This window comes from Rhodovulum viride (assembly GCF_003265965.1).
Lineage (GTDB): Bacteria > Pseudomonadota > Alphaproteobacteria > Rhodobacterales > Rhodobacteraceae > Rhodovulum > Rhodovulum kholense.
Map to the genome: position 1 here is coordinate 1 of NZ_MUAV01000013.1, position 24,662 is coordinate 24,662.

At 67.5% G+C, this 24,662-nt stretch carries 20 protein-coding genes, 2 pseudogenes and 1 riboswitch; of the genes and pseudogenes, 17 read left to right on the forward strand and 5 right to left on the reverse strand.

The window, feature by feature from the left end:
- Positions 1–73: 73 nt before the first annotated feature.
- Complete coding sequence (locus tag BYZ73_RS12070; RefSeq protein WP_112316149.1) at positions 74–496, reverse strand: hypothetical protein; 423 nt, start codon at positions 494–496, stop codon at positions 74–76.
- A gap of 800 nt (positions 497–1,296) precedes the next feature.
- On the opposite strand from BYZ73_RS12070, the gene ftsY reads away from it, so the two are divergent.
- The 3 genes from ftsY to BYZ73_RS12085 are packed head-to-tail and all read left to right on the forward strand — an operon-like array spanning position 1,297 to position 4,154.
- Positions 1,297–2,577, forward strand: coding sequence for a signal recognition particle-docking protein FtsY (gene ftsY, locus BYZ73_RS12075; RefSeq protein ID WP_220086834.1), 1,281 nt, complete (start codon positions 1,297–1,299; stop codon positions 2,575–2,577).
- A gap of 54 nt (positions 2,578–2,631) precedes the next feature.
- Positions 2,632–3,537 (forward strand): EamA family transporter, encoded by a 906-nt coding sequence (locus BYZ73_RS12080; protein ID WP_108023939.1) that lies wholly within the window; start codon positions 2,632–2,634, stop codon positions 3,535–3,537.
- 5 nt (positions 3,538–3,542) lie between these two features.
- Positions 3,543–4,154, forward strand: coding sequence for an inner membrane-spanning protein YciB (locus BYZ73_RS12085; protein ID WP_112316150.1), 612 nt, complete (start codon positions 3,543–3,545; stop codon positions 4,152–4,154).
- Between the two features lie 71 nt (positions 4,155–4,225).
- Here the strand turns inward: BYZ73_RS12085 and BYZ73_RS12090 are convergent, their stop codons facing one another.
- The gene (locus BYZ73_RS12090; RefSeq protein ID WP_112316151.1) at positions 4,226–4,930 is read right to left on the reverse strand and encodes a glutathione S-transferase N-terminal domain-containing protein; all 705 of its coding nucleotides are present in this window, start codon (positions 4,928–4,930) and stop codon (positions 4,226–4,228) included.
- A gap of 26 nt (positions 4,931–4,956) precedes the next feature.
- Entirely contained in the window at positions 4,957–5,901 is a 945-nt protein-coding gene (locus BYZ73_RS12095; protein ID WP_181498040.1) for an alpha/beta fold hydrolase, read from the reverse strand.
- A gap of 118 nt (positions 5,902–6,019) precedes the next feature.
- Positions 6,020–6,098: riboswitch (SAM riboswitch) on the forward strand.
- 48 nt (positions 6,099–6,146) lie between these two features.
- On the opposite strand from BYZ73_RS12095, the gene metZ reads away from it, so the two are divergent.
- The 3 genes from metZ (at position 6,147) to BYZ73_RS12110 (ending at position 10,023) form a co-directional block, all read left to right on the forward strand.
- Complete coding sequence (gene metZ / locus BYZ73_RS12100; RefSeq protein WP_112316153.1) at positions 6,147–7,316, forward strand: O-succinylhomoserine sulfhydrylase; 1,170 nt, start codon at positions 6,147–6,149, stop codon at positions 7,314–7,316.
- Between the two features lie 112 nt (positions 7,317–7,428).
- Complete coding sequence (gene folE2, locus BYZ73_RS12105) at positions 7,429–8,532, forward strand: GTP cyclohydrolase FolE2 (protein WP_112316154.1); 1,104 nt, start codon at positions 7,429–7,431, stop codon at positions 8,530–8,532.
- Between the two features lie 42 nt (positions 8,533–8,574).
- Positions 8,575–10,023: a TrkH family potassium uptake protein gene (locus tag BYZ73_RS12110; RefSeq protein WP_112316155.1), complete on the forward strand. Its 1,449-nt coding sequence runs from the start codon at positions 8,575–8,577 to the stop codon at positions 10,021–10,023.
- Positions 10,024–10,080: 57 nt separating this feature from the next.
- Here BYZ73_RS12110 and BYZ73_RS12115 read toward each other — a convergent pair whose 3' ends face one another.
- A complete protein-coding gene (locus BYZ73_RS12115) occupies positions 10,081–11,871 on the reverse strand; it encodes a serine protease (RefSeq protein WP_112316156.1) in 1,791 nt (596 codons plus the stop codon).
- Positions 11,872–12,053: 182 nt separating this feature from the next.
- Between BYZ73_RS12115 and BYZ73_RS12120 the strand changes: the two genes are divergently transcribed.
- From BYZ73_RS12120 to BYZ73_RS22760, 9 genes and pseudogenes are all read left to right on the forward strand, one after another.
- Positions 12,054–12,998, forward strand: a complete 945-nt coding sequence (locus BYZ73_RS12120) for a glycine--tRNA ligase subunit alpha (protein WP_112316157.1) — start codon at positions 12,054–12,056, stop codon at positions 12,996–12,998.
- Positions 12,999–13,055: 57 nt separating this feature from the next.
- A pseudogene (gene glyS / locus BYZ73_RS12125) lies at positions 13,056–14,726 on the forward strand (glycine--tRNA ligase subunit beta); the annotation flags it as partial.
- Positions 14,700–15,221: pseudogene (locus BYZ73_RS24145) on the forward strand (DALR anticodon-binding domain-containing protein); the annotation flags it as partial. The pseudogenes glyS and BYZ73_RS24145, both read left to right, overlap by 27 nt.
- Positions 15,222–15,295: 74 nt before the next feature.
- The gene (locus BYZ73_RS12130; protein ID WP_108023919.1) at positions 15,296–17,857 is read left to right on the forward strand and encodes a putative PEP-binding protein; all 2,562 of its coding nucleotides are present in this window, start codon (positions 15,296–15,298) and stop codon (positions 17,855–17,857) included.
- A gap of 266 nt (positions 17,858–18,123) precedes the next feature.
- Positions 18,124–18,723 (forward strand): cell wall hydrolase, encoded by a 600-nt coding sequence (locus BYZ73_RS12135; RefSeq protein ID WP_245943131.1) that lies wholly within the window; start codon positions 18,124–18,126, stop codon positions 18,721–18,723.
- Between the two features lie 99 nt (positions 18,724–18,822).
- On the forward strand, positions 18,823–19,773 hold the full coding sequence (locus BYZ73_RS12140) for a dihydroneopterin aldolase (protein ID WP_112316160.1): 951 nt from the start codon (positions 18,823–18,825) through the stop codon (positions 19,771–19,773).
- A gap of 39 nt (positions 19,774–19,812) precedes the next feature.
- Positions 19,813–20,832, forward strand: coding sequence for a dihydropteroate synthase (folP, locus tag BYZ73_RS12145; RefSeq protein WP_112316161.1), 1,020 nt, complete (start codon positions 19,813–19,815; stop codon positions 20,830–20,832).
- Positions 20,825–22,198: a phosphoglucosamine mutase gene (glmM, locus tag BYZ73_RS12150; protein ID WP_112316162.1), complete on the forward strand. Its 1,374-nt coding sequence runs from the start codon at positions 20,825–20,827 to the stop codon at positions 22,196–22,198. Before folP ends, glmM begins: the two co-directional genes overlap by 8 nt.
- Before the next feature lie 134 nt (positions 22,199–22,332).
- A complete protein-coding gene (locus BYZ73_RS22760; RefSeq protein WP_181498041.1) occupies positions 22,333–22,509 on the forward strand; it encodes a hypothetical protein in 177 nt (58 codons plus the stop codon).
- 84 nt (positions 22,510–22,593) lie between these two features.
- On the opposite strand, the gene ilvC is transcribed toward BYZ73_RS22760, so the two are convergent.
- Positions 22,594–23,616 (reverse strand): ketol-acid reductoisomerase, encoded by a 1,023-nt coding sequence (gene ilvC / locus BYZ73_RS12155; protein ID WP_108023909.1) that lies wholly within the window; start codon positions 23,614–23,616, stop codon positions 22,594–22,596.
- A gap of 126 nt (positions 23,617–23,742) precedes the next feature.
- Between ilvC and BYZ73_RS12160 the strand changes: the two genes are divergently transcribed.
- Together BYZ73_RS12160 and BYZ73_RS12165 are read left to right on the forward strand one after the other, a co-directional pair.
- Complete coding sequence (locus BYZ73_RS12160) at positions 23,743–24,207, forward strand: Lrp/AsnC family transcriptional regulator (RefSeq protein WP_112316163.1); 465 nt, start codon at positions 23,743–23,745, stop codon at positions 24,205–24,207.
- Positions 24,204–24,662, forward strand: a complete 459-nt coding sequence (locus BYZ73_RS12165) for an Lrp/AsnC family transcriptional regulator (protein ID WP_108023907.1) — start codon at positions 24,204–24,206, stop codon at positions 24,660–24,662. Before BYZ73_RS12160 ends, BYZ73_RS12165 begins: the two co-directional genes overlap by 4 nt.

The window sequence follows — 24,662 nt, forward strand, 5'->3', positions numbered from 1 at the left end:
GGCCGCCCGCCGCGCCGTGCCCGCAAGACCGAGGAGCCGCCCGAACAGGGCTCGCTGCTCTGAGACCGGGGGCTCAGGCGCCGACGTCGGGGCCGGTGCACATCAGCGGTTCTCGGCTCTGGTTGACCTCGATCAGTTCGGTCTGGGCCGGGTCATTCTCGAACTGCGCCATCAGCCCGCCGCCGGATTCGAAGAAGCTCCAGCATTGCGGGTCTTCGGGGTCGTGGTCGTAGCGAAAGCAGATCTGGCCGTTGGACTCGTACCAGACCCCTTCCGAGCAGTTGCCATCAAGGAAGGTCCAGATCACCCGCCGCCCGCTGAGATATTGTTCCGCCCCGTAGGCATGACCGTCCGAGGCATAGAACAGGGTCTTTCCGGTGGCATAGCGGTCGAAGGCGGCCGCCGACATCGGTTCGGCGGTTTCCGCGGCCGGGGCGCGGACGGCCGGTACGGCCAGGGCGGCAGCCAGGATCAGGGCGGTTGGCGCAAGGCGCATCGGGGTCCTCCGGGATGTCGGCGGTTTCACTGTGCCAGAGCGCACCGGTCTTCGCCAGCCTGTCCGCCCCGGGCCGCGGGTGCGTCGGCGGGTGCCATGGCCTCCGTGCGCCCCTGTGCCAAAGATAGGTCCCGGCACGCCCCCTTCCATATCGGGGCGTTTCCGCTTAGGTCAGATCTGGCCCCCGGACGGGGCAGGCAGGAGGGGATATGGCGTTTTTCAGCAAGCTCAGGCAGCGGCTCGGCAAGTCGTCCTCGAAGATCGAGCAGGGGCTTGAAGACATCGTGCGCGACGGCGGCCGCGAGGAAGAGCTGGAGGCCTCCTCGTCAGAACCTCTGCCGTCCGACCCTTCCCCGTCCGGTGCCTCTGCCCCGGTCGACCCAACGGGCGATCCGGAGGACCCGCCTTCCGCGGCTCCGGAGGCCGGGCAGGCAGACCCCGAAAGGGCGGCCGAGGCCGATGCGACCGAGTCAGCGAGCGAGCGGGGCCGTCCCGTTCCGCTGGTCCTCGGCGCGGCCGAGGCCGTGTCGCGGCCCGCAGAACAGACGGAACCGGAGCCGGAAGCCGGGCCGGTCGCCGAGTTCGATTCCGCCGAATCCGCACAGGAGGTCCCGGGCCGCTCGGGCGTCGCGGCCCAAGAGGAGGGCGCATCCGAGGCCGAGGAACGGGACGGCGACGAGCCGGCAGCCCGTGAGCCCGCTCCCTATGAGTCCAGTGAGGCTGCTTCTGGCGTGTCTTCGGGGCCCGATCCCCTGCAAGATGCCCGGATCGACCGTCCTGCCGAGGCGCCATCCTGGACGATGGCCGCCCCGGACCCGGAACCCGACCTGCCACCAGAGCCTCCCGAGCCGGACCCCGAGCCTGAGCCCCAACCGGAACCTGAGCCGGACCCGGAACCCGGCCCTCTGCCAGAGCCCGAACCTGAACCGGAGCCGGTCGTGCCGCCCCGGCCCGATCCGCAGCCCGAGCCTCTGAACATCCCGCCCGGGCCGTCCGAGATCCCGCCGGAGCCGCCGCAGGAACTGCCGGACTGGCCCGAGGAAGTCCCGCCCGAGGTGCCGGACGAGATCCCGTCGGACAGCCCTCCGGAACTGCCGGGCCAATTGTCGGGGGGTGCCCTTGCCGCGCGCGACGCGATGCTGGACGAGGCTGAATCCTACGACGCCCCGGAAGCCGGGGCCGGTGCTCCGCGCCGGGGCTTCTTCGGGCGCATGTTCTCGCGGACCGAACAGAAGAAGACGGTCATCCGCCGCGAGCTTGACGACGCGATGCTGGAAAGCCTCGAAGAGCTGCTGATCTCGGCGGATATGGGGGTCGATACCGCGCTGCGGGTCACCGCCAACATGGCCGAGGGCCGGTTCGGCAAGCGGCTTTCGGTCGACGAGATCAAGGAACTGCTGGCCTTCGAAATCGCCCGCATCATGGAGCCGGTCGCGCGACCGATGCCGCTTTATTCCAAGAAGCCGCAGGTCGTGCTGGTGGTCGGCGTCAACGGGTCGGGCAAGACCACCACCATCGGCAAGCTCGCGAGCCAGTTCCGCGACGCGGGCAAGTCGGTGATCGTGGCAGCGGGCGACACCTTCCGCGCGGCGGCGGTCGAACAGCTTCAGGTCTGGGGCCAGCGCGCGGGCGTGCCGGTGATGACCGCGCCGCAGGGCGCCGACCCGGCCAGCCTTGCCTTCGACGCCATGGCCCGGGCCGAGGCCGAGGGCACCGACCTTCTGATGATCGACACGGCCGGGCGGCTGCAGAACCGGCAGGACCTGATGCAGGAACTGGCCAAGATCGTGCGGGTGATCCGCAAGCGCGACGAGACCGCGCCGCATAACACGCTGCTGGTGCTGGATGCGACCACGGGGCAGAACGCGCTGAGCCAGGTCGAGATCTTCCAAAAGCTGGCCGATGTGTCGGGGCTGGTGATGACCAAGCTCGACGGCACCGCCAAGGGCGGCGTTCTGGTGGCGCTGGCCGACAAGTTCGGCCTGCCGATCCATGCCATCGGCGTGGGCGAACAGATCGACGATCTGGCGCCGTTCGAGCCGGAGGACTTCGCCAACGCGCTGGCGGGCCTCGATGGCTGAGCAGCCCTGGCGCGACCGCGGGCGCGGCGATGAGCGGCCGAGGCACCGGCGGCGATGACCGACTGGATCGCCGCCATCGAGGGAACCGAGGCCGGGCACGATCTGGCGCTGGTGCTGGCGCTGTCGGCGGCGGTGCTGCATGCGGTCTTCGGGGCCTTGCAGAAGGGGCGGCACGACCCCTGGCTGTCGCGGGGTGCGATCGACTTCTCCTACGGGGCGATGGCCGCGCCCGTCGCGCTTTTCGTCGTGCCCTGGCCCGAGCCGCATATGTGGCCGATCTTCGCGGGCGCCTTCGCGATCCATCTCGCCTACAAGATCGCCCAGGGCTACACCTACACCAAGGGCGCCTATACGGTCGTCTATCCGGTGGTGCGCGGCACCGGGCCGCTGTTCACGGTGATCGGCGCCTGGGCCTTGTTCGACGAGGTCTTCCAGCCGATGCAATGGCTGGGGGTGGCGGTGCTGCTGGCCGGGATCTACGGCCTGGCCATCTATAACCTGCGGCACTGGACCACGAATCGCGAGACCCTGAAGCCTGCGCTGGCGCTGGCGGTTCTGACCGGCGGGTTCGTCGCGGCCTACACCACCTTCGACGCCTACGGCATCCGGGCGACGGCCGACCCGTTCACGTTCCTCGCATGGTTCTTCTTCATCGACGGACTGACGGTGATGCCCTGGCTGGCGCTGATGCGCTGGCGACAGATGCCCGACCCGCCGGCGGCGGGGCCACTGATGTTTCGGGGCTTTGCGGGCGGGCTGGTGGCTTTCATGAGCTTCGGCGCGGTGATGATGGCCACGCGGCTCGACAAGGTGGGCGAGGCGGCCGTGCTGCGCGAGACCTCGACCGTGTTTGCGGCCTTGATCGGCTGGCTGGTCCTGGGCGAGAAGGTGGGGCCGCGGCGGCTGGCGCTGATGACGCTGATCGCGGCCGGGGCTGTGATTGTCGAGATGGGAGGCTGAGGCCGATGGCCGAAAAGCGCAAGATCAACGCGGGGCTGAAACTGGCGCTGGAACTGGGGCCGATCGTGGCCTTCTTCGTGGCCTACGTGCGGCTGCGCGACCGGACCTTCACCATCGCGGGCACCGAATACGAGGGCTTCGTGCTGGCGACGGCCGGGTTCATTCCGCTTCTCTTGATCACGACGGCGATCCTCTGGGTGCTGACGCGGCATGTCTCGAAGATGCAGATCGCGACGGCGGTTCTGGTCGTTGTCTTCGGCGGGCTGACGGTCTGGCTGAACGACGAGCGGTTCTTCAAGATGAAGCCGACCGCGATCTACACACTCTTTGCCGCGGTGCTGGGGGTGGGTCTTCTTCGCGGGAAGTCCTATCTGCAATATGTGCTGGATGAAGCGGTGCCGCTGGAGAGGGCGGGCTGGATGATCCTGACCCGGCGGCTGATGCTGTTCTTCGTCGGGCTCGCCGTCCTGAACGAGGTCATCTGGCGGACGATGTCGACCGACATGTGGGTGAATTTCAAGACCTTCGGTCTGACCGTCGCGATCTTTGCGTTCTTCATGGCGCAGGGGCGGCTGTTCAAACGCTATGGTCTCGACGACGGCAAGCGCGACGGTTGAGCCGGGGCCAAAAATCTTCTGCGAAGATTTTTCGTTCAGCCCCTGCGTCAGATCCGGTCTGTTCGATTTGCCTAGCCCCTGCGGAACAGCATGGCCTGGGCCTTGCGGTCGGTGCTGAGGTCGGACCGTTTCTCGGCGGCCAGTGCCCGTCCGCGCTGCACCCCGGGCCGGGCGGCCACGTGGTCCAGCCAGCGCGCCATGTTGGGCTTGTCGTCCAGAGTCTGTTCCTGGCCTTCCCAGTTCGAGGCCCAGGGCCAGATCGCCATGTCGGCGATCGAGAAGAAATCGCCCGCCACGAACTCTGCCAGCGCCAGCTGCCGGTCGAGCACGCCGTAAAGCCGGGCCACTTCGCTGCGGTAGCGGTCCTTGGCATAGGGCAGGTCCTGCGGCGGCTCGAGGCTTGGCGCGTATTTCAGGAAATGGTGCGCCTGACCCGCCATCGGCCCGAGCCCGCCCATCTGCCACATCAGCCACTGGTCGACCGCGATGCGCTCGCGTTCGGTCCGGCCGCAGAATTGCCCGGTCTTGCGCGCCAGATATTGCAGGATCGCGCCCGATTCGAAGATCGAGACCGGTGCGCCATCGGGCCCGTCCGGGTCGATGATCGCTGGCATCCGGTTGTTCGGCGCGATCTTCAGGAAGTCGGGCTTGAACTGGTCGCCCGCGCCGATATCGACCAGATGCAGGGTGTAGGGCAGCGCCATTTCCTCAAGCGCGATGGAGATCTTCCAGCCGTTCGGGGTCGGCCAGTAGTAAAGCTCGATTTCGGATGTCATAGCGGTCTCCCGGTCCGTGTCGGGGCTCAGGATGGGGCGTTCCCGGCGAAGGGCAAGGACAACTCGACCCGGGGCAGCGCAAGAAGGCGTGACCAGCGGGCCGCCCGGGCTTCGGGCAGACGGGTCCGCAGCAGCTCGTAGGGCAGATCGCCCCGGATCAGCGCCGCGTAAAGGGCCAGCATGCCGGGTCGCACATAGGGGCTCCAGTGGCAGATCCGCCGGTCGGGCGGCGCGACCCGGTGGCCGAGACCCGCCAGCGCCGCCAGTGTCGGGGCATCGTCGATCCGCAGATCCGCCCAGTTGGCCTGCGCAGCTCCCAGCCCCCGGCCCAGCGTCGGGCCGTCGCCGCGCCGCGCCACGAACCGTTCGAGCAGCCAGTCGTAAAGGTCGTTCTCGCCGCTGGTGACGTTCAGTATCTTGGCCCGACGCCCGGCCGTCGAGCGCAGCGCGGCCTGCGCCTGCGAGGCGAATTCGGCGGGCGCCATCAGCACCGCATGGCCAACGGCATCGGTGCTCAGCGCCGCCATCGCCGACAGGGCCACCCGCGCGCCCAGCGAATGGCCCAGAAGATCGACCCGGCGGTCGGGGGCGCGCAGCCGGATCGCCTCGATCAGCCGGGCCAGCGCCACGCCCGCCCGCGCGGCCTCGTCATAGGCGCGCCAGACATTGCTGCCCGATTCCCAGCCGAAGGCGATGCACAGGCCCTCGGACCGGCTCTGACCGGTGAAGCCAAGCGCGCGCGGCCAGGACACCGCCTTCCAGCAGCGTTCTTCGGGGTCGAGGGCCAGGATATGCCGGTGCGGGCTCAGCTCCGGGACGCTTGGACTGAATTTGAGCCCATGGATCAACACCGCGACGGGCGCACGGGGCGGCAGCCCGGCCAACGCCCGGTCGAGCAACAGGCCCAGTCTGGCCGCGCCGCCCTGGGGCTCGGGCCGTTCTCCGGCGGCGTTTACCTGGACGAGGGGCATCCCGACCGCTCCGAAAACCTCTTGCGGCCGTTCGATAGAAAAGCTTTGAAACAAGCCCGTGAAGCCGCTGTTACATGTGCATGACGATGCTTGACGCGCCGACATACAGCGCTTACCCAATGCATCACGTGGCGATTTGTTCACCGGATTGCGGGCCACGCTAAACATTCCGCTAAAGAGGTCGGAGCTTGTCCCCGGCGTCTTTGACGATTCGGGGATTTTGTTTTGCGCAGGAGGCGCGCTCCATGGACCGGGACTGGACGAAACGCACGCGGGCGGTGCATGAGGGCGCGCGCCGCAGCCAGTTTGCAGAGCTTTCCGAGGCGATCTTCCTCACCCAGGGCTTCGATTATCCCAGCGCCGAGGCCGCCGAGGCGCGGTTCGAGAAAGCCGCGCGGGACGAGTTCATCTATGCCCGCTATGGCAACCCGACGGTCGCGATCTTCGAGGACCGGCTGGCGATGATCGAGGGCGCCGAGGATGCCTTTGCCTGCGCCTCGGGGATGGCGGCGGTGAACGGCGCGCTGATGGCGCTTTTGAAGGCGGGCGACCGGGTGGTGGCGGCCCGGGCGCTGTTCGGGTCCTGCCTTTACATCCTCGAGGAGGTGCTGGGCCGCTTCGGGGTCGAGGTGGTGCTGGTCGACGGCACCGATCTCGAGGCCTGGCGGCGCGCGGTCACGCCCGGCACGGCGGCGGTCTTCTTCGAGATGATCTCGAACCCGGTTCTCGAGGTGGTCGACCTGCCGGCGGTGGCCGAGATCGCCCATGCGGCCGGGGCCAGGGTGATCGTCGACAACGTCTTCGCGACGCCGGTCTTTTCGCGGGCCTTCGAGCAGGGCGCCGATCTGGTGGTCTATTCGGCGACCAAGCATATCGACGGGCAAGGTCGCTGTCTTGGCGGCGCGATCCTCGGCCCGCGCGAGGTGATCCGGGGGCCGGTGCAGACCTACATGAAACATTCCGGCGGCGCGATCAGCCCGTTCAATGCCTGGGTCATGCTGAAGGGGCTGGAAACGCTCGACCTTCGGGTTCGCGCCCAGGCGGCGGGCGCGCGGCTGATCGCCGAGGGGCTGAAGGACGATCTGCGGTTCGCGCGGGTCATTTACCCCGGGCTTGCCGGGCATCCGGGCCATGCGCTCTTCCCTGAAGGCGGGACGCTGCTGGCGCTCGATCTCGCGGGGGGCAAGGAGGCGGCCTTCAAGGTGCTGAACGCGCTCGACATCTGGCGGATCTCGAACAACCTCGGCGACGCCAAGAGCATCATCACCCATCCCGCGACCACGACCCATCAGAACCTGCCCGAAGAGACGCGGTCGGTGCTGGGGATCGGTCCGGGGCTCTTGCGGCTCAGCGTCGGGCTGGAAGATCCGGCCGATCTGCTGGCCGATCTGCGCGCGGCGCTCGATACGCTTTGAACCGGACATCCGGCAGCGGGCGCGGTCCTGCAAAATCTGGAAAATCGTCATGGACTTTCCGACCTCCGCGCCCATCTTGGAGGCATGGCGAAGCCGAGAAGGGGACAGCCCGATGAACGTTTTCAGCCGCGATATGGACCGCGAGCCCACCCGTGCCGAGGCCGAACGCGCGCTTGCGCTGCTGCGCGACTGGGCCGGATCGGCCTCTGACACCGAGATCGAGACCCTCGATCCGGCGCTGGCCCGCCTTATGCCCGGGCGGCCGGTCTCGGACTATCCGGCGCTGAGCCGCGCCTATCCCGAGGCTTTTGTCGCCGACGACACCTACAAGGCGACGCTCCCCGATCTGCAGAACGGCCCGGCGAGCCTGATCCGCGGCGCGCGGCTACCGATCCAGCATGTCGGGATTTCCAACTTCCGTCTGCCCATCCGGTTCCATACCCGGGACAATCGCGATCTGACTCTGGAAACCTCGGTTACCGGGACCGTCAGCCTCGAGGCCGAGAAGAAGGGCATCAACATGTCCCGCATCATGCGGAGCTTTTATGCCCATGCCGAACGGACCTTCAGCTTTCAGGTGATCGAGGCGGCCCTGGCCAGCTACAAGACCGATCTCGAAACCTTCGACGCGCGCATCATGATGCGCTTCTCGTTCCCGATGACCGTGCGCTCGCTGCGCTCGGGACTTGAGGGTTTCCAATATTACGACTTCGGGCTTGAGCTGGTCGATATGGCGGGAACCGCCCGTCAGATCATGCATCTCGACTATGTCTACAGCTCGACCTGCCCCTGTTCGCTTGAACTTTCCGAACATGCACGGCGTGAACGCGGGCAACTGGCCACGCCGCATTCCCAGCGCTCGGTGGCGCGGATCTCGGTCGCGCTCGAGCCCGGCGGCGACTGCCTCTGGTTCGAGGATCTGGTCGAGCTGTGCCGCAGCGCCGTGCCGACCGAGACCCAGGTGATGGTCAAGCGCGAGGATGAACAGGCCTTCGCCGAGCTCAATGCCGCCAATCCGATCTTCGTCGAGGATGCGGCGCGGCTCTTTGCCGAAGCCCTGTCGACCGATCCGAGGATCGGTGATTTCCGGGTCATCGCCAGCCATCAGGAAAGCCTGCACAGCCACGATGCGGTCAGCGTGCTGACCGAAGGACCGACCTTCGCGTCCGGCAGTCTCGACCCCAAGCTGTTCTCGACCCTGATCCACGCCCGCTGAGCGCGCTTGACAGGCCGGGGCCGCGCCGCCAAGCCTGCGCTCATGCTGGACTTGCGCCCTGTCGGATATGTGATCGGTCTGCTCGTGGCCGTGCTCGGTGCCACGATGCTGATCCCGATGGGGTTCGATCTCTGGGATGGTAACCCCAACTGGTCCGCCTTTTTGCAATCGGCGCTGGTGACCGGCCTGACCGGAGGGATGGTGGCGCTGGCCTGCGCCAGCGGGTCGGATGGCGGTCTGTCGACCCGGCAGACCTTCCTGCTGACATCGGCGGTGTGGCTGGCGCTGCCGGTCTTCGCGGGCCTTCCCTTCGTTCTTGGCCTGCCCGAAGCCCGTCCGGTCGATGCCTTCTTCGAGGCGATGTCGGGGCTGACCACCACCGGGGCCACCGTTTTCACCGGGCTCGACGCGCTGCCCCGGGGCACGCTGATGTGGCGCTCGATGCTGCAATGGTTCGGGGGCATCGGGATCATCGTGGTCGCCATGGTTTTCCTGCCCGAACTCAAGGTCGGCGGCATGCAGATCTTCCGGTCCGAGGCGTTCGAAACAGGGGGCAAGGTGTTGCCCCGTGCGGTCGAGATCGCGGCGCAGATCTCGGGGATCTACCTCTTCCTGACGGTCGCCTGCATGCTTTGTTTCACCGCCGTGGGCATGCCGCTTTACGACGCGTTGAACCATGCGCTGACCACCGTGTCGACCGGCGGGTTCTCGACCCATGACGCGTCGTTCGGGCTGTATCAGGGGGTGCCCGAATACGTGGCCTCGGTCTTCATGGTGCTGGCGAGCCTGCCCTTCGTGCGTTACGTGCAGCTACTGGCCGGGCAGGCGCAGCCGATCCTGCGCGACAGCCAGATCTGGACCTATCTCTCGGTGATCGCGGCCTTTGTGCTGATCATCGCTGCGTTCCGGGTCTTCGCCAATGGCGACCATTACGAACACGCCTTCCGCGAGGGGGTGTTCAACGTCACCTCGATCATCTCGGGCACCGGGTTCGCCAGCACCGACTACCAGCTTTGGGGGGCGCTGCCGGTGATCCTGTTCTTCTTCATCGGGCTGATCGGCGGCTGCGCGGGCTCGACCGCCTGTTCGATCAAGATCTTCCGCTATCAGTTGCTGTTCTCGGCGATCCGGGTGCAGATCAAGTCGATCTACGCGCCACACGGGATCTTCCAGCCGCGCTATGACGGGCGGCGGGTCGACGAAGACGTTCTGTCCTCGGTGATGTCCTTCTTCGTCTATTTCGTGGTGGCGCTGGGAATCGTGTCGGTCCTGCTGGGCGCCACCGGGCTCGACGCGACCACGGCGCTGTCGGGCGCGGCCACGACGCTGGGCAATATCGGGCCGGGGCTGGGCGACCAGATCGGACCGTCGGGCAATTTCGCGGGGCTGAACGACATCGCCAAATGGATCCTGTCGATGGCAATGTTCGTTGGGCGGCTGGAACTGCTGGTGGTCTTCGCGATCTTCACCGTGCAGTTCTGGCGGGCCTGAGCGGCGCTGTCGGAAGGTCCGGAGCGCCGACCAAAGCCAGCGCCCCGGGGCAACACATCAGTTCCAGCAGGACACCGGAACGGTCATGTCGGCCGCGCGGCGCGACAGCACCGCGGGCGGCAACGCGCCGGTGCCGGCCGCGGCGCGCGGGTCGACGCCGTTGGCCGACAGGAACGCGCCGACCGCCGCCGCATCGGCCGCGTAGCGCACCGAGTCGGGCAGCTGGCGCGCGCCCTCGGCCGGGGCCAGAAGCACCCCGAGAACCGCCCCCGACGCGTCGAGGATGGGGCCGCCGGTGTCGCCGGGCAGCGCGTCGAGTTCCAGCCGGTCGACCGCCTCTTCGCCGCCAAGGCCCTTGAGATCGGCCAGGACGCCGAAGGTCAGCACCGGCAGATCCAGCACCTCGCCATAGGAAAAGCCCGCAACCGCCACGTCCGACCGCAGCCGCGGCACGCCCGGCGCGAATTCGGCAAAGCCGATGGGGGCCAGCGTCCGCGTCGGCGTCAGCAGGGCCAGTCCCTGGGCCGGGTCGGTCGCCGTCAGCCGCATCTCCAGTTCCGGGCCGATGGTGATCCGGCGGCAGGCATCGAGCCCGTTGGTCGTGGTCAGGACCGTGCCCTTGGGATCGACGAAGAACCCCGAATGGGTCGCATCGGGCTTGCGCACGTCGAGCCCCGACAGCATGTCGGCGCGCTGCTCGGGCGTGGCTTCGCCCAGCGTCTCATCGAGCGCGACGTTCGGCACGGATTCGAGGCTGTCCTTCATCATCGCGACCGCGCGTTGCATCAGGCGGGAATCTTCGGTCGGGGTCCAGATCAGCGAGAAGCCCTTGATCATCCCGCCGGTCAGCACCGCATAGCTGTAGGATTCCAGCCGGTCGTTGCGCCCGGTCAGGGTGAAGCTTTGCGAATTGCGTTCGCGCGCCCCTTCCAGCGGCACGATCTCCAGCGTCTGCATGATGTCGTAAAGCCCATACAGCGTCGACTGATCGCCGCGCTCGCTGATCAGAAGCGCCTTGACCCCGCTGTCGCCGCGGCTTGCGTAATGCACGAAGGGCGGCTCGTAGCGGTCGAACTGCACCAGGCCCATTGGCATCTCGATGCGAATGCCGGCTTCGGGCTCGTCGACCGGGGTCATCCCCAGACGTGCGATCTGCGCCTGATAGCCGCCGACCAGTTCGGCCCGCTGGCGCGATGTCAGAACGCCGGTCGCCTCATAACCCTTGGCCGCTTGCCAGCTGGCCATGGCGTTGCGCGTGCCCGGGCCGAAGGCCGCATCGATGGTCGAGGTGTAGAACCCTTCCCATTTCAGCGCGGTCTGAATCTCCATCCGGCCCTGGGTGTCGAGCCGCGCCTCGGACTGGCGGGCCTCGTACGGAGTCTCGTCGGGAAGCTCGGGCACCGTCGTCGGCTCCGGCTCGGCTGCGGCGGCCATCTCGGGGGCCGGATCAGCGGCGGGCGCAGGGGCAGCCGCTGCGTCGGTTGCCGGGGGGGCAGTCACCGGGGCTTCGGTCGAGGGCGTGCCTGCTTCGGCACCGACCGGCCAGACGCGCCGTTCGTAATTGGTGCCGTCGGCGATGAAGGTGTCGGCCGGAACCAGTCCTCCGGCCTTGAAGCGGGCCAGTTCGGCCTCGGCCTCGGCAGAGGGGAAGGGGCCCACGGCAATGGTGTACCAGCCCGAATTCAGACGGTAGGCCCCGACATCGGGCAGGATGGCTGCATAGGCCCGGGCGCGCTCTTCGGCTTCGCGCAGCGTCGGATGGGCCTCGACCTGCACCCAGGCGCGATCCTGCGCGGCCGCGGGCAGCGCCGCCAGCAGCACGAAGGCGATCGTTGCGAAAATTCTCATCAGTCCAGTAAACCTTGTCGTGTATCTCACGTTCGCCCCTGCGGCGAATCCGTAGCGACCCTAGCAGGAAGCGGATTTAATGCACGTCTAACAAGCCCCTTTCTTGTCGGGTTGATTGACCCTGTTGCATCGCTTGCCTATTGAGGCGCAGTCATCCACCGGCACAGGGGATTTAGGGCGCCATGAGCGACGGCAAACCGCGCAGTTTCCAGGAGATCATCCTCAGGCTCCAGACCTACTGGGCGTCCAAGGGCTGCGCGATCCTGCAGCCCTACGACATGGAAGTGGGGGCGGGTACCTTCCATCCGGCGACCACGCTGCGCTCGCTCGGGACCCGGCCCTGGGCCGCGGCCTATGTCCAGCCCTCGCGGCGGCCGACCGACGGGCGCTATGGCGAGAACCCCAACCGGATGCAGCATTATTACCAGTATCAGGTGCTGATCAAACCCAGCCCGCCTGACCTTCAGGAGCTGTACCTCGGCTCGCTGGCAGCCATCGGCATCGATTTCGACTATCACGACATCCGCTTTGTCGAGGACGACTGGGAAAGCCCGACGCTGGGCGCCTGGGGGCTGGGTTGGGAGGTCTGGTGCGATGGCATGGAAGTCAGCCAGTTCACCTATTTTCAGCAGGTCGGCGGCCATGACTGCCACCCGGTCTCGGGCGAGCTGACCTACGGGCTGGAACGGCTGGCGATGTATGTGCTGGGCATCGACCATGTGATGGACATGCCCTTCAACGACCCCGATGCGCCGATCGCGCTGAAATATGGCGATGTCTTCCGGCAGACCGAGGAAGAATACAGCCGCTGGAACTTCGACGTGGCCGATACCGACAAGCTTCTGCACTTCTTCGAGGCGGCCGAGGCCGAATGCGCCCGTATCCTCGACCAGCCGGCCGAGGACCCGCGCAGCGGCAAGCGCATCATCATGGTGCACCCGGCCTATGACCAGTGCATCAAGGCCAGCCATTTCTTCAACCTGCTGGACGCGCGCGGCGTGATTTCGGTCACCGAGCGCCAGGCCTATATCGGGCGGGTGCGCGCGCTGGCCAAGCGTTGCGCCGACGCCTTCGTCGAAACGAAAGCCGGCGGCTGGACGGGCGATGCGCCCGCAGCCGCGAACTAGAGACGCCCCATGCCCGACCTTCTGATCGAACTTTTCTCTGAGGAAATTCCGGCGCGGATGCAGGCCGGGGCGCGCGAGGCGCTGCGCCAGCGGGTGACCGACGGGCTGGTCGAGGCGGGGCTGACCTATGCCCATGCCCGCGCATGGTCGACGCCGCGCCGTCTGGTGCTGGCCATCGAGGGGCTTTCGGCCCGCAGCCCCGATCTGAAGGAAGAGCGCAAGGGGCCCCGCGTCGATGCGCCGGAAAAGGCGCTGGACGGCTTCCTGCGCTCGACCGGGCTGACGAAGGATCAGCTTCAGGCCCGCGACGACAAGAAAGGTCAGGTCTGGATCGCGGTGATCGAAAAGCCCGGTCGCGACGCCGCCGAGATCGTGGCCGAGGTGCTGGAGGCGACGATCCGCAACTTCCCCTGGCCCAAATCCATGCGCTGGGGCACGGGCAGCCTGCGCTGGGTGCGGCCGCTGCAGTCGATCCTGTGCCTGCTGACGACCGAGGCCGGGGCCGAGGTGGTGCCGCTGGACATCGACGGCATCCGTGCCGGCGACATGACCCGTGGCCACCGCTTCATGGCGCCCGAGCCGTTCCGGGTGACGGGCTTCGAGGATTACGCGGTCAAGCTGAAGCGCGCGAATGTCATGCTCGATCAGGACGAACGCGCCGAACAGATCTGGCATGACGCGACCAACGCGGCCTTTGCGCAAGGTCTTGAGGTGGTCGAGGACGAGGGCCTGCTGACCGAGGTCGCGGGGCTGGTGGAATGGCCCGTGGTGCTGATGGGCGCCATCGGCGAGGCCTTCCTGGACCTGCCGCCCGAGGTGCTTCAGACCTCTATGAAGGAGCACCAGAAGTTCTTTTCGGTCAAGGACCCGAAGACGGGGCGGATTGTTCGATTTGTGACGGTCGCGAACCGGGAAACCGCCGATCACGGCGAAACCATCCTCATGGGCAACGGAAAAGTGCTGTCCGCGCGCCTGTCGGATGCGGCCTTCTTCTGGGGCAACGACCTGGCCGTGGCGAAGGCCGGCATGGAGGACTGGCGCGAGGCCCTGACCCATGTGACTTTCCAGAGCGCGCTGGGCTCGCAGGCCGACCGGATCGGTCGCATCGCGGCGCTGGCCCGCGAGATCGCGCCCTTGGTCGGCGCCGATCCCGATCTGGCGGAACAGGCAGCCAAGGTCGCCAAGCTCGATCTGGCCTCGCAGATGGTCTATGAATTCCCCGAGCTTCAGGGACTGATGGGCCGCTATTACGCCGAGGCCGCGGGTCTGCCCACCGAGGTCGCCGAGGCCTGTGCGCTGCATTACAAGCCGCTCGGCCCCTCTGACGAGGTTCCGACCGCGCCGGTGTCGGTCGCCGTGGCGCTGGCCGACAAGATCGATACGCTGACCGGCTTCTGGGCCATCGACGAGAAGCCCACCGGGTCCAAGGATCCCTTCGCGCTGCGTCGTGCAGCGCTGGGCGTGATCCGGCTGGTGCTGTCATGTGGGGTAAGGTTCGGCCTCTCCGACTTGATATATGCACATCTCTTCTTTCCCTTGCAGATCAAATCTGGCGAATGTGGAGACGGCTCCGGGTTCGGTTTCGGTGGGGGAACGGAATACCAAATTGAGTTCTGGAGATTGTCGTCTGGTATGGGATTTGGAGGCCCTGAAACTGAAAAAGCCATGTTCTGGGAACTTGAAGCCAAAGCAGTATCGCAGGACCTCCTCGCTTTCTTCCACGACCGGCTCAAGGTCCATCTGCGCGATCAGGGCATTCGCCATGACGTGATCGATGCCTGTCTGGCCATGCCCGGCAATGACGACCTGACGCTGCTGGTCCGGCGGGCCGGGGCGCTGCAGGCGGTGCTGGGCACCGAGGATGGCGAAAACCTGGTGCAGGGCTTCAAGCGCGCCAACAACATCCTGACCCAGGCCGAGGAAAAGGACGGGGTCGAATACTCGTTCGGGGCCGACCGGAAATTCGCCGACGACCCGGCCGAGGCCGCGCTGTTCGACGCGCTCGACGTGGCCGAGGCGGCCATCGGCCCGGCGATGGAGGCCGAGGATTTCGCGGCGGCGATGGCCGCCATGGCTGCCCTGCGCGCGCCGATCGACGCCTTCTTCGAGGCGGTGCAGGTCAATTCCGACAACGAGATCATCCGCCGCAACCGGCTGAACCTTCTGCACCGCATCCGCACGACCTGCGGCCGCGTGGCCGACCTGACCCGGATCGACGGCTGAAGGCCGCAGCGTGACGCTTTGCTTGTCAGATTCCGCCATCGGCGTATGCTGCAGCAGGGGCGAAGGATGCTGCGGTGCGGAAACTCACGGATATCGTTGACTTTACCGAGATAACGCCGGACGCGGCCATTACCGCGGACCGTCATGGCGGGCGGGCCAAGTGCCTGCAGCGCCTGATCCGCATCGACCTGCCGGTGCCGCATACCGTCGCGCTGTCCTTCGAGGCCGTGCACCGCATCGCGCTGGGCCAGATGCCCGATACCGAGGCCCTTCTGGCGGTCTTTGGCGCCGCGCCCCTGGTGTCCGTCAGGCCCAGTTCGCAGGACCCCGACTGGGGCGGCCCGGCCTCGATCCTCAATATCGGCATGAACGACGCGCGCCACCGGGCGCTGTGCGACACCCATGGCGAGGCCGCCGCCAACGCATTGTATCTGCGCTTCATCCAGGCCTATGCGGTCCATGTCGCGCGGCTCGACCCCGATCTTTTCGAAGCCGAGGGCAGTTCCGCCGAAACCGTACGCGCAGCACTTGCCGCCTATGCCGAAGAGGCCGAAGAGCCGTTTCCGCAAGACCCGGCGCGGCAGTTGCTGGAGGTGTTGCGGTCGATGGCGCGGGCCTGGGAGGGCACGACGGCGCGGCTTTTGCGGCAGGCCAAGGGCGCACCGGCCGAGGCCGGGCTGGGGCTGGTGGTACAGCAGATGGCGCTGGGCCTCGGGCCCGAGGAAAGCGGCTCGGGGGTGATCCAATTCGTCGACGGTACCACCGGGCAGCGGCGCATCACCGGGCGTTATCTGGGCCAAAGCCAGGGTCGCGACGCGGTCAGCCGCCAGAAACAGGCGTTGTTTCTGACCCGGGACCCGCGCGGTCCGGCGCTGGAGGATCGCTGCCCCGACCTTTTCGCCCGGCTCAAACGGTTCGGCGAGACCTGCCGGATCAACCTGCGCGAAGAGATGCAGATCGAATTCACCATCGAGGCCGGGCGGCTTTGGGTTCTGGACGCGGTGCGGGTGCAGCGCAGCGCCCGCAGCGCGGTGCGGATCGCGGTGATGCTGGCCGATGAGGGGATCATCGCCCGTGAAGAGGCGCTGGCCCGGATCGAGCCGCGCGCGGTCAGCGAATTGCTGCACAGTCAGGTCGATCCGACCGGGCGGCGGCATGTGATCGCGCAGGGTATTGCCGCGAGCCCGGGCGCGGCGGTGGGGCGGCTCGTCTTCGGCTCGGCCGCCGCGCAGGCCAGCGCGGCGCGGGGCGAGGCCTGCATCCTGGTGCGGCGCGAGACCACGCCCGAGGACATTCGCGGCATGCATGTGGCGGCGGGCGTGATGACCGAACGGGGCGGCATGACCAGCCACGCGGCCGTTATCGCGCGCGGGTTGGGTGTTCCCTGCGTCGTTGGCGTGTCGGATATGCGGCTGAACCGCCGTGACGGTGTGCTGATCACCTCGGACGGGCGGAAACTGCATGAGGGCGATATCGTCACGCTCGACGGCACCAACGGACAGGCTTTGCTGGGCGAGGCGAAGATGCTGCCGCCCGCGCTTGACGATGCGTTCCATGCGCTGATGGGCTGGGCCGAGGCGGCCTGCGATATCGGCGTCCGCGCCAATGCCGACACCCCCGCCGATGCCGAGACCGCGCGCCGGTTCGGCGCCGATGGCATCGGGCTTTGCCGCACCGAACATATGTTTTTCGAACATGACCGGCTGACGGTCATGCATGAGATGATCTTTGCCGCCGGCCCCGAGGATCGCGGCACCGTGCTGGAACGCCTGCTGCCAATGCAGCGCAGCGACTTCATCCGGCTTTTCGAGATCATGCAGGGGCTTCCGGTCTGCATCCGGCTGTTCGACCCGCCGCTGCACGAGTTCCTGCCGCAGTCGCGCGAGGGCATCCGCGAGCTGGCCGATGCGCTGGACCTGCCGCTTTCCGACGTGACCCGCCGGGTGCAGGCCTTGTCCGAATTCAACCCGATGCTGGGGATGCGGGGGGTCCGGCTCGGGATCGCCGTGCCCGAGATCTACGACATGCAGGCCCGGGCCATCTTCGAGGCCACGATCGAGGCCAGCCGCAAGGGCCAGCCGATCGTGCCCGAGATCATGATCCCGCTGGTTTCGGCGATGCGCGAGGTCGAACTGGTCAAGACCCGGATCGACTCGCTGGCGGCTGCGGTGCGCACCGAGCGGGGCGTGGACTTCGCCTTTCGCTTGGGCGTGATGGTCGAGACGCCAAGGGCGGCGCTTCGGGCGGGCGACATCGCCCAGCATGCGGCGTTCCTCAGTTTCGGCACCAACGATCTGACCCAGATGACCTACGGTCTGTCGCGCGACGATGCCGGGCGCTTCATGGGGTCCTATGTCAAGCAGGGCGTGTTTGCCGAGGACCCGTTCCACGTGCTCGACACTGAGGGCGTCGGGGAATTGCTGAGCATCGGCGCCGAGCGCGGCCGCAAGGCGCGGCCCGGGATCGTGCTGTCGATCTGCGGCGAACATGGCGGCAACGCAGATTCGATTGCCTTCTGCCGGACGGCCGGTTTCGACTATGTCTCGTGCTCGCCGTTCCGGGTGCCGGTCGCGCGGCTGGCCGCCGCGCAACTGGCCCTGGGGGCCACGCGCCGCCCAAAACATGGGCGTTATTGAAACAATGGGTTAGGGGGCGTTCTTCAGGTTTCGGGCGAGGCGTCATGCGCAAGTATCTGCCGAAATTCGATCTTCCCTGGGTTGCAAAATAGCCCCCCTGATAGACATTTAAGCCATTTTGACTTAAACGGCCGCCCCAGGGCCGCCTGAGGCCCTGCGTTCTGTAGGTCAGCGGTGAGGGGCAAATGGGTCGGGTAAGCGTTCGGGTCGCGGGTATCGCGGCAGCCGCAGCTTTGACATTGGCCGGGTCCGCCTGTCTGGCCGAGATGACCGGATCGCAGTCGAACGATCCGACGGCTGTGCTGGGCGACAATCTCGCGCGGCTTCTGGGCGCCGAGCGCGCCGGTCTGCAGCGGGTCGGCCAGCGCCGGATCAAGCGGCTGGCCGCGCCCTCGAAGGCCCGGGAGGCGGTGCGCTACGATCCGAAATGGCTGGACGCCCTGCCGCAGGCCCGTGGCGCCGCGTCGTGGAAATGCCTGACCGAGGCGCTTTACTTCGAGGCCCGGGGCGAGACCGTGAAGGGGCAGTTCGCCGTGGCCGAGGTGATCCTGAACCGTGTGGCGTCGCCGCTTTACCCCGACAGCGTCTGCGCCGTGGTCAATCAGGGCACCGGTCAACGCAACCGCTGCCAGTTTTCCTATACCTGCGACGGTCGTGCCGAGCATGTGTCCGACCAGCGGCTTTATACCCGGCTTGGCAAGGTCGCGCGGCTGATGCTGGATGGCAGCCCGCGGGTGCTGACCGGCGGCGCCACCCACTATCACAATCGCAGCGTCGATCCGAACTGGGCGCGGCGCTTTGCGCGGACCGCGTCCATCGGGCAGCACGTGTTCTATCGCCAGCCCGGCGCGGTCGCGGCCAACTGACCTCGGCAGCGGTCGCATCCGGTCGCTGACAGGACGCCCGCGGGGTGTTCGCCGGGCCCGTTTCCGCCTATGAACAAGGCCAGTTTGCCGGAGAGCCCGATGACCGATGACATCCGCCTTGCCTTCGCCCACCCGTCCGAACGGGCCGAAGCGATGACCCCGGAGCGCCCGCTGCGCGACCGGATCTCGCTGCGCGATCATGTGGTGGCGGTCGAGATCGGCGCCTTTCAGGCCGAACGCGGCTCGACCCAGCGGGTGCGCTTTAACGTGGTGGTCGAGGTCCGGCCCAATCCCGCGCCGCTGGAGGACGATGTCGACCGGGTGCTGTCCTATGACCTGATCGCCGACGCCATCGCGGCCGAGCTGTCCTCGGAACGACTGAACTTGCTCGAGACCCTGGCCGAGCGGATCGCCGAGCGCATCCTGGTCGCACCGCAGGCGATGCGGGCCTTCGTGCGGATCGAGAAACTCGACCGCGGTCCGGGGGCGCTGGGCGTCGAGATCGTGCGCGACCGCGCGCCTGACCAGCCCCGGCCTGTGCCCGTCGCGCCCGAGCCGGAACCGGCCCTGGTGCCGCTGGTTGTCTTTCTCACGAATGCCGCGCTGGCTGCGCCCGATCTGCCCCGCTGGCTCGACCGCTGGCAGGCCGGGGACCGGCCGCTCGTGCTGTGCGTCGGCGCGGCCGACGCGCCCGCGCCGCGTGCGGCGGTGCCGCTGGCCCAGCGGCGGATCGACCTGCTGGCCATCGAACAGAATGCCTGGGTGCTGGCCGGGCGCGATCCGCGCTGTGTGGTGCGCGGCAGCAGGACCGAGATCGACTGGGCGATGAAGCATCGCCAGATCAGCGTCTGGGCGCCCTCGAAGATCGTGCTGGATGCGGTCGAAAGCCCCTCGGCCAGTCCGCGCGACGCGCTGGCGCTGGCCTTGTGGTTCGCCGCGGGCCTTCATGCCGAGCAGGTGCTGGTGATCGGCGAGGATGTGCCCGAACACGACGCGCGCGGGCTTGACGTGCGCTATGTCCCGCCCGGGGTGGTCGGGACCGTGATCTGACGGCTTGCCAAGCGGCGCCCGTTGGCAGATCAACGGCCCATGACACGCTATTTCCGCCCCATCGTCCAGACCGATCCCGCCCGCCCTGCTGACGCCCTGACCCTGGCCGGCGGCTGGGGCTGGTTCGCGATGGCCGAGGTATTGGCCCGGGATGAACCGCCGCGGCTGGTCCCGGCGCGCGCAATCCCCGAGGACTGGCGCCTCGCACTGACAGCACCGCGCCCGGCCGTTGCCGGTCTGACCATGGACCGCCCGCGGCTGATGGGCATTCTCAACGTCACGCCGGACAGCTTTTCCGATGGCGGGCAGCACGACCGGCCCGAGACGGCTCTGGCCCATGGCCGGGCGCTGGCCGAACATTCTGACATTCTCGATATCGGCGGCGAGTCGACCCGGCCCGGCGCGGCCGATGTGCCCGTGGCCGAGGAAATCGAGCGCACCGCGCCCGTCATCGCGGCCCTGCGCGCCGCCGGGGTCGCGCGGCCGGTCTCGATCGACACCCGCAAGGCGGCGGTGGCCGAAGCGGCGCTCGCGGCGGGCGCCGATATGGTCAATGACGTGGCCGCGCTAGGCTTCGATCCGGATCTGGCGGGGGTGACGGCGCGGGCGGGCGCGGCGGCCTGCCTGATGCATGCCAAGGGCGACCCGGCCACCATGCAGGACGATCCGCATTACGATCACGTACTGCTGGACGTTTACGACTTTCTGGTCGAGCGGGTGCGGGCGGCGCTGGCGGCGGGCATTCCGGCCTCGCGCATCGTCATCGATCCGGGCATCGGCTTCGGCAAGACGCTGGCCCATAATCTGGCGCTGCTGCGGGGGCTGAGCCTCTTTCACGGGCTGGGCTGTCCGGTGCTGCTGGGCGCCTCGCGCAAGCGGTTCATCGGCACCATCGGCGGCGCCGAGCTGGCGGCGGCGCGGGGGCCGGGGTCGGTCGCGGTGGCCCTGGCCGCCATCGGGCAGGGGGTTCAGATCCTCCGGGTGCATGACGCGGCCGAGACCCGACAGGCGATGCGGCTGGACGCGGCGGTCAAGGGCATGGAGTTGGGACATGAGTAGACAGATCTTCGGCACCGACGGGGTGCGCGGCCGCGCCAACAACCATCCGATGACGCCCGACATGGCGCTGCGGCTGGGCCAGGCGGCGGGCCGCTATTTCCGCACCGACGGGCTGAACCGGCACCGGGTGGTGATCGGCAAGGACACGCGCCGGTCGGGCTACATGCTGGAAACCGCGCTGACGGCGGGGCTGACCTCGACCGGCATGAATGTGCTGCTGCTGGGGCCGGTGCCGACGCCGGCCGTGGGCTTTCTGACCCAGTCGATGCGCGCCGATCTCGGCATCATGATCTCGGCCAGCCACAACCCGCATGAAGACAACGGCATCAAGTTCTTCGGCCCCTCGGGCTTCAAGCTGTCGGACGAGGCCGAAGCCGATATCGAGGCGATCCTGCAAGGCGAGATCGCGCTGAGCCAGCCTGCCAATATCGGCAGCGCCAAGCGGATCGACGACGGGCTCTGGCGCTATGCGGAATTTCTCAAGACGACCTTCCCGCACGGGCTTCGGCTGGACGGGCTGAAGGTCGTCGTCGATTGCGCCAACGGGGCGGCCTACCGGGTGGCCCCGACCGTGCTGTGGGAACTGGGCGCCGAGGTGGTGCATGTCGGCACCGACCCGAACGGGTTCAACATCAACCAGAAATGCGGCTCGACCCATCCCGATACCGCGGCGGCCGCGGTGGTGGCCCATGGCGCCGATCTGGGGATCTGCCTCGACGGCGATGCTGATCGGGTGATGATCATCGACGAGACCGGGGCGGTGGCCGATGGCGATCAGATCATGGCTCTGTTCGCCGAGCGCTGGGCAGCGCAGGGGCGGCTTCGCGATGGCACGCTGGTCGCGACGGTGATGTCCAATCTGGGGCTCGAGCGGCATCTGGAGGCGCAGGGGCTTCGCCTTGAGCGCACCGCGGTGGGCGACCGCTATGTGGTCGAGGCGATGCGCAAGGGCGGCTGGAACCTTGGCGGCGAACAGTCGGGCCATATCGTGATGACCGATTACTGCACCACCGGCGACGGGCTGCTGGCGGGGCTGCAATTCCTCGCGGCGATGGTCGAGACCGGCCGATCTGCCTCGGATCTCGCGTGCCGCTTCGACCGGGTGCCGCAGCTGCTGAAGAACGTGCGCTATGCCGCCGGGGCCGACCCGCTGGGCAGCGCACCGGTCAAGGCCGCCATCGCCGAGGCCGAACACCGGCTGGACGGGCATGGGCGGCTTCTGATCCGCAAGTCGGGGACCGAGCCGCTGATCCGGGTCATGGCCGAGTGCGAGGATGACTCGCTCCTGACGGACGTCGTCGAGGGGGTGGTGCATGCGGTCGAGGCGGTGGCGGCGAAGGGCGCGGCGGGCCTGGCCGGGGTCTGACCCTTCCGCGCGGCCGGTCCCCCGGGAAAAAGCGGCAAGGAACGCGTTCAGCCCCGAACCGTTGGGTCTTTGGAAGCGGGCGCAATCAGATGCGCCCGCAGTCTTAAAGGAGAGCCCGTATGGACGCTTCATCCATGGACGCCACGTCCCTGATCGCAAATCTTGCCCTCGGGACGCTTTGCGCCGTTGTGGTCTTCGCCTGGGTCAGCAAGCGCCGGACCGAGGCGCGCAAGGCCGACCCGGATGCCCCCAAGAGCACGCTGGCCGCGGACGCGCCCAGCACCCGGAGCGACGGCAAGGGCGCGCCGTGATCCCGGCTGCCTGTCAGGACAGGGAAACGCGAAGGGCCCCGGAGAAATCCGGGGCCCTTTTTGCCGTATCCGAGAGGGACGGGCTCAGTTCTTCGACTTGTCGACCATCTTGCCGGCGGTGATCCAGGGCATCATGGCGCGCAGTTTTTCGCCGACCTGTTCGATCTGGTGGGCGTCGTTGTTGCGGCGGGTGGCCTTGAAATAGGGTTGGCCGACCGAACATTCCTGCATCCAGTTGCGCACGAAGGCACCTTGCTGGATGTCGGTCAGCACCGCCTTCATCCGCGCCTTGGTTTCGTCATAGGGCAGGATGCGCGGACCCGACACGTATTCGCCGTATTCGGCGGTGTTCGAGATCGAGTAGTTCATGTTGGCGATGCCGCCTTCATAGATCAGGTCGACGATCAGCTTCACTTCGTGCAGGCATTCGAAATAGGCCATCTCGGGGGCGTAGCCCGCCTCGACCAGGGTCTCGAAGCCCATCCGGATCAGCTCGACCAGGCCGCCGCACAGGACCGCCTGTTCGCCGAAGAGGTCGGTTTCGCATTCTTCCTTGAAGCTGGTCTCGATGATGCCCGAGCGGCCGCCGCCGATGGCCGAGCAGTAGCTGAGCCCCAGTTCCAGCGCCTTGCCGGTCGCGTCATTGGCCACCGCCACCAGGCAGGGCACGCCGCCGCCCTTGACGTATTCGCCGCGCACCGTGTGGCCGGGGCCTTTCGGCGCCATCATGATGACGTCGACGCCGGGTTTGGGTTCGATCAGGCCGAAATGCACGTTCAGGCCGTGGGCGAAGGCGATGGCGGCGCCTTCCTTCAGGTTGTCATGGACGTATTTCTTGTAGGTCTCGGCCTGCAGTTCGTCGGGCATGGTGAACATGATCAGGTCGCACCAGGCGGCGGCTTCGGCGATGCCCATCACGGCCAGGCCTTCGGCTTCGGCTTTCTTGGCCGAGGCCGAGCCTTCGCGCAGGGCGACGACGACGTTCTTGGCGCCCGAGTCGCGCAGGTTCAGCGCATGGGCATGGCCCTGGGAGCCGTAGCCCAGGATCGCCACCTTCTTGTCCTTGATCAGGTTGATGTCGCAGTCACGGTCATAATACACGCGCATCGCGTTCGTCCTTCATGAGGGTCGGTTGGCGCGAATTTAGGCGCATCCCGAACGGGACGGGTTTCATTCCTTGAAGGAATCCGCCAAAAACGGAAAAATACATTCGCAAGATAAGGCGAAGGCGCAATGATCATTCAACTGGACGATGCCGATCATCGCCTGCTGCGCTATCTGCAGGCCGAGCCGGGGCTCTCGACCGCCGATCTGGCGGATCGGGCCGGGCTGACCACCGCGACCTGCTGGCGGCGGCTGGAAAAGCTGCGCGCCAAGGGGGCATTGAAGGCCATCCAAGCAGTGATCGACTGGCGGGCGCTGGGCTATTCGGTCGAGGTCAGCCTGCGCTTTTCGCTCGACAAGACCAATCCCCGCGCCTTCGACGAATTCGTTGCGGCGGCGCGCGAGGTGCCCGAGGTGCGCGAGATCCAGACCTTTCTGGGCCGGGTCGATGTGCGGCTGAACATCCTCGCGCGCGACATGGCGCATTATCAGGAACTCTACCGCACCCGCATCCTCACCCTGCCGCATATCGCCGATATCGAGGCGCTGATGCATGTGGCCGACATCAAGCGCGCCGAGGCGCTGCCGCTGTGATCGAACTGGACGATACCGACCGCAGGATCCTGCGTGCGCTGGCCGAGGATGCCACGCAAAGCGCGGGCGCGCTGGGGCGCCGCTTCGGGCTGAGCCAGCCGGCCTGCTGGCGGCGGATCCGCCGGCTGGAAGAGGCGGGGGTCATCGCCGGGCGCCGGGCGGTGCTGGACGCAGAGGCGCTGGGCTTTTCGGTCAGCGTGTTTCTGGGCGTAAAGCTCGCCACCAAGGGCCGGGTCGGGCTGGAACAGTTCGAGCGCGCCGTGACCGCGATCCCCGAGGTGCAGACGGTGCAGCACGTGCTGGGGCTGTTCGATTACCGGCTGAAGGTCGTGGCCCGCGACCTGCCCGATTTCGAGCGGGTGCTGCGGCGCCGGATCATGACCCTGCCCGGCGTCGGCAATGTCGAGGCCAACGTGATCCTCAGCGAGGAACGCCTGCCGGGGCCGCTGGGCTAG